At 72.0% G+C, this 14163-nt stretch carries 10 protein-coding genes; 6 read left to right on the top strand and 4 right to left on the bottom strand.

Translation table 11 applies throughout. The features are described from left to right. Positions 1 to 73 precede the first annotated feature (73 nt). Entirely contained in the window at positions 74 to 910 is an 837-nt protein-coding gene (locus ACFYY1_RS27915; protein ID WP_388590517.1) for an IclR family transcriptional regulator, read from the bottom strand. A 159-nt stretch (positions 911 to 1069) separates the two neighbouring features. On the opposite strand from ACFYY1_RS27915, the gene ACFYY1_RS27920 reads away from it, so the two are divergent. After that, a complete protein-coding gene (locus tag ACFYY1_RS27920; protein ID WP_388590519.1) occupies positions 1070 to 2512 on the top strand; it encodes an amino acid permease in 1443 nt (480 codons plus the stop codon). A 36-nt stretch (positions 2513 to 2548) separates the two neighbouring features. Here the strand turns inward: ACFYY1_RS27920 and ACFYY1_RS27925 are convergent, their stop codons facing one another. Next, a complete protein-coding gene (locus tag ACFYY1_RS27925; protein ID WP_388590520.1) occupies positions 2549 to 3646 on the bottom strand; it encodes a LacI family DNA-binding transcriptional regulator in 1098 nt (365 codons plus the stop codon). Positions 3647 to 3787: 141 nt separating this feature from the next. Between ACFYY1_RS27925 and ACFYY1_RS27930 the strand changes: the two genes are divergently transcribed. Genes ACFYY1_RS27930 through add form a run of 3 tightly spaced genes read left to right on the top strand, consistent with a single transcriptional unit; the run spans position 3788 to position 8148 of the window. Continuing rightward, positions 3788 to 5266, top strand: a complete 1479-nt coding sequence (locus ACFYY1_RS27930; RefSeq protein WP_388590522.1) for a purine-cytosine permease family protein — start codon at positions 3788 to 3790, stop codon at positions 5264 to 5266. Between the two features lie 51 nt (positions 5267 to 5317). Continuing rightward, complete coding sequence (locus ACFYY1_RS27935) at positions 5318 to 7102, top strand: adenine deaminase C-terminal domain-containing protein (protein ID WP_388590524.1); 1785 nt, start codon at positions 5318 to 5320, stop codon at positions 7100 to 7102. Between the two features lie 29 nt (positions 7103 to 7131). Further along, positions 7132 to 8148, top strand: coding sequence for an adenosine deaminase (gene add, locus ACFYY1_RS27940; RefSeq protein ID WP_388590526.1), 1017 nt, complete (start codon positions 7132 to 7134; stop codon positions 8146 to 8148). Between the two features lie 282 nt (positions 8149 to 8430). Here the strand turns inward: add and ACFYY1_RS27945 are convergent, their stop codons facing one another. Together ACFYY1_RS27945 and ACFYY1_RS27950 are read right to left on the bottom strand one after the other, a co-directional pair. After that, the gene (locus ACFYY1_RS27945; RefSeq protein WP_388590527.1) at positions 8431 to 9147 is read right to left on the bottom strand and encodes a tetratricopeptide repeat protein; all 717 of its coding nucleotides are present in this window, start codon (positions 9145 to 9147) and stop codon (positions 8431 to 8433) included. Between the two features lie 67 nt (positions 9148 to 9214). Then, the gene (locus tag ACFYY1_RS27950; protein WP_388590529.1) at positions 9215 to 12628 is read right to left on the bottom strand and encodes a CHAT domain-containing protein; all 3414 of its coding nucleotides are present in this window, start codon (positions 12626 to 12628) and stop codon (positions 9215 to 9217) included. 96 nt (positions 12629 to 12724) lie between these two features. Between ACFYY1_RS27950 and ACFYY1_RS27955 the strand changes: the two genes are divergently transcribed. After that, complete coding sequence (locus ACFYY1_RS27955) at positions 12725 to 13108, top strand: hypothetical protein (RefSeq protein WP_388590531.1); 384 nt, start codon at positions 12725 to 12727, stop codon at positions 13106 to 13108. Beyond that, a complete protein-coding gene (locus ACFYY1_RS27960) occupies positions 13105 to 13911 on the top strand; it encodes a hypothetical protein (protein WP_388590532.1) in 807 nt (268 codons plus the stop codon). The genes ACFYY1_RS27955 and ACFYY1_RS27960 overlap by 4 nt, the downstream gene beginning before the upstream one ends. Positions 13912 to 14163 lie beyond the last annotated feature (252 nt).

Genomic DNA, 14163 nt, shown 5'->3' on the forward strand with positions numbered 1-14163 from the left:
GGGCAGACCCCGAGGGCCGTCCCGTGATCCCTGGCTGTCGTCGCACGCCCGCCAGGACTCGGGGGACAGCCCTTCAGACGACGGCCTGCGTCCCCGCGCCCGCCGGTGTGTGTCCCGAGACCGCCGCGGTCAGCCGCGCCGCACCCAGCGCCAGGGCCCGGCGCACCTCCTCGGTGTCGTGCCGGCCGTGGTGGCGGCGCCAGGTGGTGCTGATCGCGGCGACGGGCCGCTCGTTGTGGTCGAATGCGGCCACCCCCAACGAGCAGAAGCCCTGCGACACCAGCTCCACCTCCTGCGACCAGCCGCGCTCCCGCTCCCGGGCCAGCTCGCCGGTCAGTTCCGGCAGCGAGCGCGGCCCGCGGCCGGTGCGGGTGGTCAGATCACCGGGCCGCGAGAACAGCGCCCGCAGCTGCGCCGCCGAGGTGTGGGCGAGGATGGCGCGGCCATTGGCCGTCAGATGGGCCGGCAGACGTACGCCGACATCCGTCACCAGTGCGATGTCGACGTCTCCGGCACGGGCCGGGGGGCGCTCCTTGAGCAGGTAGACCGTCTCCGCGCCCTGCAGGATCCCCAGGTGCACGGTCTGGCCCAGGCGGCTCGCGAGCGTGCGCAGGATCGGCCGGGCGAGCCGCTCCAGCGGCTCGTGGCGCAGGTAGGCCGAGCCCACCTCGAAGGAGGACACACCGAGCCCGTACGCCTGTTCCGACGGTACGTACGTGACGAAGCCGCGGTCGGTCAGCACGGTGAGGATGTGGTACGCGGACGAGCGCGGAATGCCCAGGTCACGGGCGAGTGTGGCGGCCTGTACGAGGCCGGGCCGGCCGGCGAGGTACACGAGCATGTCCAGGGCTCGCGCGACCGCGGGGGACGCGCTCGACGCCGGGCCGGGCGTCGGCTTGTGTTCACTCATCGGATCACCTCTTGACGCACACCTGTATAGACAGGAATATACAGGCTCGTTCGCTGTCGGGAGCCTTGACGACAGGCCGGTGCCGCGAGGCGCATCGCTCTGCCAGGCCCTCCGGCACTTTCCTGCGGCACCCGCCCCCCCCAAGAGGGAGACACTCGTTTGCGCACCGAAAACGCCGGCCTGAGCCGCGGGCTCAACTCACGGCACATCCGCTTCATCGCGCTCGGCTCCGCGATCGGCACCGGGCTCTTCTACGGCTCCTCCGCGTCCATCCAGGCGGGCGGCCCCGCCGTCCTGCTCGCCTACCTGATCGGCGGCGCCGCCGTCTTCCTCGTCCTGAGGTCCCTCGGCGAGATGGCCGTGGCCTCCCCCTGTGCCGGCTCCTTCGGCGAGTACGCGAACCGGCACCTCGGGCCGCTCGCCGGCTTCCTCACCGGCTGGACGTACGCCTTCGAGATGGTCATCGTGGCCGTCGCCGACGTCACGGCCATCGGCGTCTACATGGGCTTCTGGTTCCCCGGAGTCCCGCGCTGGATCTGGGTCCTGGCCGCCGTCCTCATCGTGGGCGCGCTCAACCTCGTCAGCGTCAAGGTCTTCGGCGAGCTGGAGTTCTGGCTGTCCCTCGTGAAGATCGTCGCCATCGTCGCGATGATCGTCGTCGGCATCGCGGTGATCGCCTTCGGCCTGGGCAGCGGCCACGCCGACGTCGGCCTGTCCAACCTGTGGAGCAACGGCGGCTTCTTCGCGGGTGGCATCGACGGCTTCGTCATCTCCTTCGCCATCGTCATGTTCGCCTTCGGCGGCACCGAGATCATCGGCGTCACGGCCGGCGAGGCGCAGTCCCCGGAGAAGACCATCCCGGGCGCGGTGAACTCCATCCCGCTGCGCATCATCCTCTTCTACGTCCTGACCCTCGCCGTGATCATGTCGATCACCCCGTGGCAGCAGATCAGCGACTCGGGCAGCCCCTTCGTGCAGATCTTCGCCGGAGTGGGCCTCAAGTCCGCGGCCGCCGTCCTCAACGTCGTGGTCCTCACCGCCGCCCTGTCCGCCATCAACAGCGACATCTTCGCCGCGGGCCGCACGATGTACGGCCTCGCCGAGCGCGGCCACGGCCCCGCCGCCATGTGCCGCACGACCCGCAACGGCGTGCCCTGGGTGACCACTCTCGTCATGATCGGCGCCCTGCTCCTCGGCGTCGTGATGAACGCGGTCGTCCCCGGCGAGATCTTCCTGATCATCGCCTCCATCGCCACGTTCGCGACGGTCTTCGTCTGGGTGATGATCACGCTCACCCACATCAAGGCCCGCAGCTCGATGTCCCCGGAGGAGTCCGCGGCCCTGAAGTTCCCGGCCCCGTTCTGGCCCTACGGCCAGATCATCACCCTCGTCTTCATGACGGCGGTGCTGGTCCTGCTCGGCGTCCACGAGAGCACCCGCGTGGCGCTCGTCGTCGGCGTGGTCTGGCTGGCCCTCCTCACGGTGGTCTACCTCCTTGCGCTCCGCCGCGGGCGGCACCGGCCCGCAGTCGGTGATGCCCCGGCCGACGCCCCTGCGGCCACGACCACGGGGGCAGCGGAGCCGGCCGAGGTCTCCGGCTGACCTGTCGCGGAGGCCGGCGGGCGCGCGCCGTGGAGGCTACGGCCGCCCGGCACCCGCTCGCCGTCCCCGCGTCGACTCCCGTTCCAGCAACTTCGCAGGGACCAGGCGGTGTTCGGGGGCCGCGCCGGGCTCCGGGGGGTTGCCGATGACGTTCATGAGGAGTTCGGCGGCCTGGCGGCCGATGGATTCGGGGGCGAGGTCCAGGGCGGTCAGCGCGGGGCGGGAGCTGCGGGCGAACTCGCCGTCGGCGCCCACCACGATCTGGACGTCCTCCGGGACGGACAGGCCCAGTTCGCGACAGACGGCGAGCGTCGCGAAGCCGAACTTCTCCATCACGACGTAGAGCGCGTCGGGCCGGTCGGGGCGGGTGAGCAGGCGGCGGGCGGCGGCCGTCGAGTCGGTGCCCGGCTCGGCGTGGTCGAGCAGCACCGGACGGTCCGTGCGCGCGCACCAGTCGCGGTAGGCGCGGGCCGCGTCCTCGTCGTAGGACTGGCCGGTCGAGCCGGTGAGGAGGCCGACGCGCTGGGCGCCGGTCGCCGCCAGGTGGTCCAGGGCGGCCAGGGCGCAGGTGGAGAGTTCGTTGTCCACCCAGGGGAAGGCGTCCTTGCGGGACAGGTCGCGGCCGGTGGTGACGACGGGGACGCCCATCGCGGACAGGCGCGTGAGCAGCGGGTCGTCGGTGAGCGGGTCGATGACGATCGTGCCGTCGAGCGGGAGCGAATCGAAGGGGCGGCCGTCGAGCGAGGGCGGGACGAGGACGAGGGAGTAGTCGCGGTCCAGCGCGGTCCAGGTCGCCGCGTTGACGATCTTGACGAAGTACTCGATGTCGGTGATGCCGCCCTCGATGGAGGTGCGGTGCGTGATGCCGAGGAGCCCGGTGCGGGCGCCGCGCAGGCCGCGGGCGTTGGGATTGGCGCGGTAGCCGAGGTCGCGGGCGACAGCGAGGACACGTTCGCGGGTCTCGGCGCCGACCCGGCCGACGCCGTTGAGCGCGTGCGAGGCGGTGGTGACGGAGACACCGGCCCGGCGGGCGACCTCGCGCAGGCCACCACCGCCGCCCGCACTCCGTCGGCCCGGCTTCCGGTCGGCTCCGTGCGGTCCGTGCGACCCGTGCGGCTCTGTGACGTCTGACATGGTCATGAGCTTACAGATTGACTGCCAAAACGTTTAGGCAGTACCTTCCGGACCATCGCCAAAACGTTTGGGCAATGACGCCCGGCCCGATGCCAAAACGTTTAGGCACTCCGCTCACCCCGCAAAGGACGCCTGCCGACCATGGCCGAGGCCACCCGCTCCGCCCCGCCCGCATCCCCCGAACCCGCCGCGCCCGCCGACCCCCCGAAGGCCCCGGAGGGCTCCGCCTCCGTCTTCACGGTCGAGCAGCGCGGCATCGACGCCGTCCCCGACGCCGAACGCCAGGGCGGCCCGAGCCGCCTGTTCGGGCTGTGGGCCGGCACCAACACCACCGTGTTCACCGTGGTCTACGGAGCGCTCGTCGTCTCCTTCGGCCTGTCCTTCTGGTACGCGGTCGCGCTCATCGTCGTCGGCAACATCCTTGGCTTCGCCGTCACCGGCCTCACCAGCCTGCAGGGCCCGCGCACCGGCACCTCCACCCACTCCGTCTCGCGCGCCGCGTTCGGCCCGCGCGGCGGCAAGCTGCCCGCGCTGCTCAGCTGGGTCATGCTCGTCGGCTTCGAGGCCGGCGGCATGGTGCTGATCGTGCTCGCCGGGCTCGCCCTGCTCGACCAGGCCGGCGTCACCGCCGGCACGCCCGTGAAACTGCTGGTCATCGCGGTCGCCGCCGGGCTCCAGATGCTGCTGCCGCTGTCCGGATACCACCTGATCATGAAGGTCCAGAAGTACTTCGCCTGGATCTTCGCCGCGATGTTCGCCGTCATGGCCGTCCTCGTCTTCCCCAAGGCCGACTTCGCCACCCACGGCGACGCGCCGTCCCTCGTGACGGTCTCCCTCGTGCTCGCCATGGTCACCGCGTCCGGCGGCCTGTCCTGGGCCGACATGGGCAGCGACTACTCGCGCTATCTGCCCGCCGACTCCGCGCCCCGCAAGGTCTTCGCCTGCGCCGCGCTCGGCGGCATGGTGCCCAACATCCTGCTCCAGGTCCTCGGCGCCGCCGTCGCCACCGCGACCACGAAGGCCGCCGACCCGATCTCGGGCCTGCCGGAGATCCTGCCCGGCTGGTTCACCACCCCGTACCTGCTGCTCGCGATCGTCTCGCTGCTCGCCGTGAACACCACGGACATGTACTCCTCGGGCCTGAACCTGCTCGCCGTCGGCATCCCGATCAAGCGCTGGATGGTCGTCTTCGTCGACCTCACGCTGTGCACGGCCATCACCCTGTGGGCCGTCTTCTCAGCCGACTTCTACACGCTGCTCTCGAACTTCCTCAGCCTCATCGTGCTGTGGCTCGGCCCCTGGGCCGCCGTCTACCTCACCGACTGGGCGCTGCGCCGCGGCCGCTACCACGTGCCGTCCCTCTTCCCGAAGGAGAGCGGCAGCGAGGGCATCTACTGGCACAAGGGCGGCGTCCGCCCCGCCGGTCTGATCGCCGTCCTGCTCGGCTTCGCGGCCGCCGTGCTCTGGGTCGACTCGACCGTCTTCACCGGACCGCTGTCCGACGCCGCCGGTGGCCTGGACCTGTCCGTCTTCGCGGGCGCCCTCGTCGCCGGTGTCACCTACTGGCTGCTGGCCCGCCGCACCGTGCGCGCCGAGGCCGAGCTGACCGCCACCCTCTGAACCGCCCCGACTCCCTCATCCACGTACGTCCTCTTCTGGAGCCGAACCACCATGAACCAGCCCAGCCTCCGCCAGCTCATCGACGCCGGTGAGGGAGTCGTCAAGGCCGACCGGATCATCCGCGGCGGGCAGCTCGTCAACGTCTGCACCGGCGAGATCTACCCGGCCGACGTCGCCATCACCGGCGACCGCATCGCCGCCACCGGCGACGTCGCCGCGTACGAGGGCCCGGACACCGAGATCGTCGACGCGACCGGCAAGTACCTCACCCCGGGCCTCATCGACGGCCATCTCCACCTGGAGTGCTCCAAGCTGTCGGTGACGATGTTCGCCGACGCCGCCGTCCGCTTCGGCACCACCTCGGTGATCTCCGGCCTCGACCAGTTCCTCGTCGTCGCCGGTCCGGAGGGCGTCCGGGAGGCGCTGCGCGAGGCCGACGCGTCGCCGATGAAGATCTTCTGGGGCGCGCCGTTCAAGACGCCGTACACGCTCCCCGAGACCACCGTCGGTTTCCGCTTCGGGCCCGAGGACCACGCCGAGGTGCAGGGCGCGGCGGACTGCTTCGGCGTGTGGGAGACCGTCGCCGAGTTCGTCCTCAACCGCGACGAGAAGGTCCTCCAGGCCCTCGAACTCGCCCACCGCAACCGCCTGCCGATCTTCGGCTGCGCCCCGATGGCCGCCCCCACGACCATCAACGCCCTGTCCGCCGCCGGTGTCCGCCTCGACCACGAGAGCTACACCGCCGAGGAGGCCCTCCTCAAGCTGCGGGCCGGCATGTCGCTGCTGATCCGCGAGTCGTCCGTCGCGCACTTCATGAACGAGAACGTGCGCACCGTCACCGAGTTCGGCGCCCAGTCCCGCCGCGTCGGCTTCTGCACCGACGACATGCACGTCGCCGACATCCTGCGCGAGGGCCACCTCGACAAGCTGGTCCGCATGGCGATCAAGGCGGGTGTGAAGCCGGTCGAGGCGATCCAGATGGCCACCGTCAACTGCGCCGAGATGTACCGCATCGACCACCTCGTCGGCTCGATCACGCCCGGCCGCTACGCCGACGTGCTCATCGTCGACTCTCCCGAGTCCTTCCGGGTCGAGCGGGTCTTCGCACGCGGCGAGCTGGTCGCCGAGAACGGCCGTACGCTCGACGTCCCCGTGGCCCCCGAGCGTTCCGCCGCGCTGTCCCCGGCCTTCCAGGTCGCCCCCGTCACCGCCGACACCATCGGTGTGCGCGCCGCGGGCGACAGCGCGGACGTGCTGGTCGTCGAGATGGACCGCACCGTTCCGTTCGTCCGCAAGGGCGTGCCGATGACGCTGCCCGTCGTCGACGGCACGGTCCGCGCCGACACCGACCGCGACGCCCTCTACGTCACGGTCTCCGAGCGCTACGGCAAGAACGACGGCGCCACCGTCACCGCGATGATCAACGGCTTCGGCCTGCGCTCCGGCGCCATCGCCTCCTCCGCCGCGCCCGACGACAACAACATCATCTGCGTCGGCGCCGACCGAACCGACATCGCGCTCGCGATCAACCACCTCTCCGAGCACGGCGGCGGCCAGGTCGTCGTCGAGAACGGCGAGATCAAGGAATTCCTGCCGCTGCCCGTGGCCGGCATCGTCGCCGACCTCGCGCCCGAGGAGATGGCCGCCGCCGAGGACCGGCTGGAGGCCGCCGCCCGCGTGCTCGGCTGCGAGCTGCCCTCCGCGTTCGGCTTCCTGATCTTCCTGGAGATCACCGCGATCCCCGAGTACGCCGTCACCGACCTCGGCGTCGTCAACTACCACTCGCAGGACGTCGTCGACATCCTCGACCCGGCCGCCGCCCCTTCCGTCAACTGACGTACCGCACACAGGAGTTGAGGAGCACCATGACTGTGAACGTCGACACGTTCATCGCCGGACTGCCCAAGTGCGAGCTGCACCTGCACATCGAGGGCACGCTTGAGCCCGGCCTCAAGTTCGCGCTCGCCGAGCGCAACGGTGTCGAGCTGCCGTACGCCGACGAGGCCGCGCTGCGGGCCGCGTACGACTTCGACGACCTGCCCGGCTTCCTCGCCGTCTACTACGAGGGCATGTCCGTCCTCCGTACCGAGCAGGACTTCTACGACCTCGCGGCGGCCTACGCGGCCAAGGCCCACTCGCAGAACGTGCGGTACGCGGAGATCTTCTTCGACCCGCAGGCGCACACCGCGCGCGGCGTCGCGTTCGACACCGTGATCCGCGGACTGACCCGCGCCCTGGACGACGCGGAGCGCGCGACCGGCTTCACCGGCCGGCTCGTCATGTGCTTCCTGCGCGACTTCCAGGCCGAGTTCGCGATGACGACCCTGGTGCAGTCCCTGCCGTACAAGGACTGGATCGTGGGCGTCGGCCTCGACTCGGACGAGGCGGGCAACCCGCCGGTCAAGTTCCGCGAGGTGTTCGCGCGGGCCCGCGCCGAGGGCTACCGCCTGACGATGCACTGCGACGTGGACCAGAAGAACTCCACCGAGCACATCCGTCAGGTCATCGAGGAGATCGGCGTCGACCGCATCGACCACGGCGTCAACGCCCTGGAGGAGCCGGCGCTGATCGCCGCCATCCGTGAGAAGGGCCTCGGCCTCACGGTCTGCCCGATCTCCAACTCGCACGTCACGGACGGTCTGAAGGCCGCCGAGATCCGCGCCCTGCTCGACCAGGACGTCAAGGTCACGGTCAACTCCGACGACCCGGCCTACTTCCCCGGCTACGTCGCCGAGAACCTGGCCGCGCTGCGCCCGGCCCCGGCCTCCCTCACGGACGCCGACCTGGTCCGCCTCCAGCGCAACGCGATCGACATCTCCTGGGCGGCCCCGGCGGTCCGCGACCGCTTCCTGGCGGAGCTCGACAGGTACGCGAACCGCTAAGGGCTGTCCTGTAATCCCTGGCGGGCGCGCGACGACGGCCACGGCACCTCGCCGCGTTGTCGGAACGCCCGAATACATCCAGTATTCGGGCGTCCCTCCGCCTTGCGATGCACCGCGTCCGACGCCGCACGCTGATCCACCAGGGATTACGGGACAGCCCTTGGCAAGAACCCCGCAGTTCACGTCAGGACCCCGGCAAGGACCTCTCCCTGCCGGGGTCCCGGCGTCGCGCGAACCTTCGAGACCGCCGCGCCGTCGGTCCCGTCGCGACATCGGTCCCGTTCACCTGATCATCCAGCCCATCGCCGCCAGCCGCTGCCGTGTCCGCAGCATCAGGACGTCGTTCGGTCCGAACACCTGCTCGTAGGTCCTGAGCAGGCCGGCCAGCATCGTCGCCGCCTCCTGCCGACGGCCGGAGGCGTGGAGCGCGGCGACCAGGTCGCTGCGGACCGCCATGGTCAGATCGTCGTCGGCACCGAGGACGGCCAGACACCGTACGTGGACGCCCTCCAGAACGGTCAGGCCCTCCGCGCGCCGGCCTGCCGAGTAGAGGATCGAACCGAGCGTGGCGCCCGTCTGAAGCGTTTCCGGGTGGTCGGGCCCGAGCAGCCGGTCGCGGCGCCCGGCCGTGTCGGTGAGGAGGCCGATGCCCTCCTCGGTGTGTCCCGCCATGCTCAGGGCGGCGCCGAGGTTGTGGGCGTACGCGAGCGTGGCGGGGTGGTCGGGGCCGTGCGCGCGGCGGCTGCGGGACAGCGCCTCGCGGTGCATCGCCTCCGCCTCCGGGAGGCGTTCCAACTGGTAGAGCGTGTGGCCGAGGGCGTCGTAGAGGGCGATGGTCTCGTCGTGCGTCGGGCCCAGCAGGCGCTCGAAGTCGGCCAGGAGCGCGCGCAGTTCGGGCTCCGCCTGCTGGTGCAGGCCCCCGTCGCTCAGGTCGAGGGCGAGATCCATCCGACGCGTGACGTCCGGGGGCAGCTCCGGCGACGAATTTGACACGGCCATGTGCTCGGCGCCTCCTCGATGAGTTCGTTCCAGCAATGTATTGCGTTTCACCCCATCGCACCCCTTCTCACGCACCGAAGTGTGAGAACGCCGCCCATCGCACCGGCTGTTGGGGGTCCTCGGCCCGCAACTCCCGTACGGCGCAGTGCAGGGCGTACGCCGTCGAACCGGGGTCGAAGCCGCCCGCGTCCGTGAGATCTCCGTACAGCCGGGTGCACAGCCGGGCCGCCGTGTCCGCGCCCACCGGCCACAACGTGCCGATGACGTGCCGCCAGCCCGCGTACTGCAGCGCGCTCGCCATGGTGATCGCCTCGTCGGGAACCGTGACGCCGCCCATGGCCGTGCGACAGGCCGAGAGGAAGGCGAACTCGCCCTGCCCGAAACGGTCGGCGTGCAGATCGGCGATGGTCAGCGTCCCGTCGAACAGCGTGATCCCGCCGCGCGAGGGGCGAGCCAGATCCTGGCCGCCGTGGCAGCTCAGATGGGTCCAGGGGTGGCCGCGCAGCGCCTCGCGCACGGCCTGCCGGGTCGCCGCCGCGCCGCGCAGTTCCGTCATGGCGGGGAACAGCCCGCGCAGCGCCGCCAGTTCGCCGTCCACCTGGGGCAGCGGTTCGAGACCCGGGGTGTCCGGCATGCCGACGGCAAGCAGCCGGGCCGGCAGGTCGGCGGGGGAGCGGGCGGCCCGGCTCTCGATCAGCGCGCGCAACGTCGGGGTGTACGACGACACCACCCGGTCGACCACGGCGTCGCCGGCCGTCCGGGGCTCCGGGCTGAACTCGTCCGGTGCCGCACGGGCAGCGGCGTGCAACGGCAGCAGGGCCAGCGGTCCGGCCGGACACCACCACAGCCGGGGCCACGCCTCGCCGGGTGCGGGCGCAGCGGTGTGCCCGAGCGCCGTCAGCACCGGCTCGGCGACGGCACCCCACAGCCAGTCGAGGATGCCGGTCACCATGAGGTTCAGCGAGACCCGTGCGGTGGCGTTCCGCCGCCCGCTCTCGTACCGCTCCAGCGCCATCACGTAGCGCACGACCCGCTCCACCGTGCCGACGAGGTCGAGGTCCGGCAGCGGGACGACCGTGGTGGCCGCCCGGCCGACCACCAGGGCATCGGCACCCCAACGGCTGACGACGACCAGGACCACCGGCCCGTCGGCAGCGGCCCGCCGCAGCCGGGCCGCAGTCGCGGGCCGGCGGAAGTCCGCGAGACCCGGCAGCTCCCTCGCGCGGGCGAGAAGGTCCTCCTGCTCGGCGGCCCACACCAGCCGCTGGTTGGCGGCCCGCGCCCACCAGCGCGCCTCACCGTCGGCCTCGGGCTCGTGGACGTCCTGCGGACCGCGCGAGGTGTCGAGCGCGGCCTCCACCTCGGCGAGCCGGTCCGCGATGTCCGGGGCAGTGGCCCGCAACAGGTCCATGTCTCCACGGGTGTCGAGGAGTTGGGACCACAGCACGCCCCGGCCCTGCTCCAGCAGTTCCAGCGCACGCCCGGTGTCACCGGCGGCGATCGCGCAGCTCGCGGCCTCTGCGGCCAGACCGCTCCACCGTGCCAGCCGTTGCTCGCGCACCTCGCGGTCCACCCCGGGCGAGGCGAGCGACGGCAGGAGTTCGATCGCCGCCGCGTAGCCGTCCAGCGCGGTGCGCCACTGCCCGTGCCCGGCCGCGACCCTGCCCCAGGACGCGGCCGCCTCGATCCGGGACGACTGCGGCGCGGACCGCTCGCCGGCCACCTCGCACCACAGCGTCAACGCCTCTTCCGTGTGCTCGTCGCCCAGGTCCAGCAGAGCGGCGGCGAGGTTGAGGGTGGCGAGCGTGTGCACGGGGTCGTACGGCGGTGTGGCCTCGCGCGCCTGCCGGAACAGGGCGACGGCCTCCTCGCCGTCCGCGCGCTGCCGGGTGGCCCGGAAGCGGGCATGGGCGCTGTTGCCCCAGTTGTTGAGGTAGCCGGCCCGCTGCGGCCGGTGCTGCCCGGTGGCCCGGACAGCCAGCCGGTGGGCTCGTGCCGCCTCCGCCAGGTCCGCCGAGTCGTCGCCGGCGGACTCGCGAACCAGCGAGCTCAGGCCCTCCTCGATCTCCCGTGGCAGCCGCGGCCTGCGTCCGGAGCCCAGGTGGATGGTGCCGAAGCTGACGGGAAGCGGATCGGGGCCGCCCTCATGCCGGTACAGGAGTACGTTGCCCAGGTTGGAGGCGTACATCGCGCGCTGGGGGTGCTCCGGCGTCGTCAGGCGCAGCGCCGCGCGGTGCGCGTCCACGGCCGCGTCGAGATGGACGCGTTCCCCGGTCGCGTCCGCGAGCGCACGGAGCACGATTCCGTGGGTGTTGAAGCTCTGCGGACGGGGCCGGCTCCGTTCACGCTCCACCCGCAGCGCGTTCTCGATCGCGGACACCGCGTCGTCGAGGTCCTGGACGTCGCCACTGAGCAGGTAGCGGGCGTGCAGCACCCTGCTCAGACCCGACAGCGCCAGCGGCCTGTTGACGTGCTCGGGTCCCGCGGTCTTCACCGCGGCGGTCATCGCCGCGACGGCCTCGCGCAGGAGCCCGGGGCGTCGTGTGGCTTCGAACTGTGTGAGCAGCGCGTTGCCGAGATTGGTCCGGTCCTGCGTGTTCGCCGGGTCGGTGTCGGGTGAGGCCGCCACCACGGTCCGGGCATGCCGCACCGCGCGGTCCACATCGGCCACGTCGCCCGTGAGCTCGAAGCGCGTCGCGAGCGCGACGACCAGGCCGCTCCCGCAGACGCGCCGCAGCTCGGACGACGTGGCGCCGCGCAGCGCCTGGGTGCTCAGCTGGACCGCCTCCGTCGCGTCCACCGGGTTTCCCGTCTCCCCGGCACGGACCGACAGTGCGCCGCTCAAGTTGTTCAGCAGGTTGGCGAGTCCACTGCCGGCCGGGCCTTCCCGCAGGGCGGTGCGGGCCGTCGTCACCGCGCGCTCCAGGTCGGTGCCGTCGCGGCGTCGCTCGAACCGCATCCGCAGCGCCAGCGCGAGATTGGCCATGTCGCCCGGCCAGAAGCGGTGCTCGGGCGGATACGCCGTGACGGTGGCGGTGAAGAGGTCCACGGCCCGGTCGAGTTCGTCCGGGTCGTCCGTGTACCGCTGCGTCCTGAGCAGCGCGATGGCGTGCCGGCCCCATTGCTCGGGCCCGAGGAACCGGTGGTCGACGGTCGGACCGCGGGACAGCAGGTCCATCACCTCGTCGGGCACGACTCCACGGTCCAGGTTGCAGATCCGGGAGTAGAGGAGCAGCGACGCGTACAACTCGTCAGGTCCCTCGGACGGGCTCTGGGCCAGGCACCGTGCCCAGTGCAGGCGTGCCAGTGCGTGCATCGCCTCGAAGGAGGTGCCTTGCGGTGACATCCCCGCGCGCCACAGGGGCGCGGCCGCCGGTAGCACGCCGAGGCCCAGCACCGCGTCACGGTCCCGGTGCCGCTCGAACCGCTCGGCCAGCGCGGTCACGGCTCGCACGGCCGCGGCAAGTTCCTGGTCCGGCACGTTGCCACCCCCAACCCATGCTCGCCGCACACCTGTTGACCGATACGGTAATCGAGCAGACAAGTCGCATGCCGACGAAGCCGACCCAGGAGGTGCGTGTTGACGCCGACCCCGGACGACCGGGCCGCAGCCGCCTGGCTGTGCGCCGCCCTGCCGGAGCTCCAGGACGCGGCGGCCGACGACGACCACGCGCTCGAACGGCTCGACCGCGCCGTCGCCGCGGTCAGGGACGGCCGCCCGGCGGCGGAAGTGAGCCGGCTCCTGGGATACGAGCCGGTACCGGACCCCGACAAGTCCGCCGGCCGCCCGCCGGACGGCCACCCCGGGTCCCTGGACGTCTTCGGGCTCGACGCCGTCACCGTACGCGGCACCTACCGCTGTCCGCGCGGCCGGTGCGGACGCCGAGCCGGCGCGGACGAGGACGGCCGCGAGCCGCGCTGCGTCATCGACGAGGCGCCGATGGTCTTCAGGTCGCTGTGAACAGCCTCCTCACGGAGGTCGGCCGCAAGCTCGCCGACCGCTGGCTCAGCGCGCTGGTGCTTCCCGGCGCATTGTTCGTGGCCGCCGCGATGTGCGGCTGGTGGCTCGGGCATCCGCACGCGCTGGACACGGGGCGCCTGGAGGACACGGTACGCGGGCTCGGGCAGCGGCTGGCGGGCCGGCCTGCGGCCGTGCTGCTCGCGGTGGCGGGGGCACTGCTCGGCGCGACGGCTGCCGGACTGGCCGTACAGGGGGCTGCCGCGGGCGTACGGCGGGCGTGGGTCGCCCGCCGTCCCGCCCGATGGGTGGCCCGGCGGCGGCGCAGGGCCCAGGGCGCGCAGGCCCGGCGCGGGCACACCGTGCCGGCGCGCTACCTGCCCGCGCGTGCCACTGCCATCGGTGACCGCTTCCGGCTCGTCGACCAGCGCGTCGACGCCCAGTACGGCCTGGCCGTGGCCCTCGCCTGGCCACGGCTGTGGCTGCTGCTTCCCGACACCGCGACCGCCGAGATCCGCGACGCGACCACCCGCTACCGGGCGGCCACGGAAGTCACCGCGTGGGGGATGCTCTACCTGCTGCTGGGCGCCTTCTGGTGGCCCGCGTTGCTGGTCGGCCTGGTCGCGCTGGCCGTCGGGCAGGTGCGAGGCCGCTCGTCGGGTGCCGCGCTCGCCGACCTCGTGGAGGCCGCCGTCGACATCCATCAGCGGCCACTGGCGGACACCCTCGGCATCGAACTGCCGCACGGGCGGATCACCCCCGAGGAAGGGGCACGGATCAACGACATCCTCAACAAGCGCGGGTGAGGAATGACGGCCGCGCCTTTGCCAGGTCAGGTGCCTCTTTCCGCACCCCTGGAAGAACGCGGGCTTCCGGGCCGAGGACGGCACTTTGAGGTTCTTCGTCGCGGGCAGACGATTTCCGCGGGCATATTTGCGTGAGCCTGTCGTTTTGACCGCCGACCGGTCGGTGGGGGCACCCGTCGACCGGTCCGGGGCGCCTCATCGGCGGCCCCGGAACAAGCGCCGATCCCGTTCCCGATCTGTTGTGCACCCCAA

This window comes from Streptomyces sp. NPDC001890 (assembly GCF_042891445.1).
Lineage (GTDB): Bacteria > Actinomycetota > Actinomycetes > Streptomycetales > Streptomycetaceae > Streptomyces.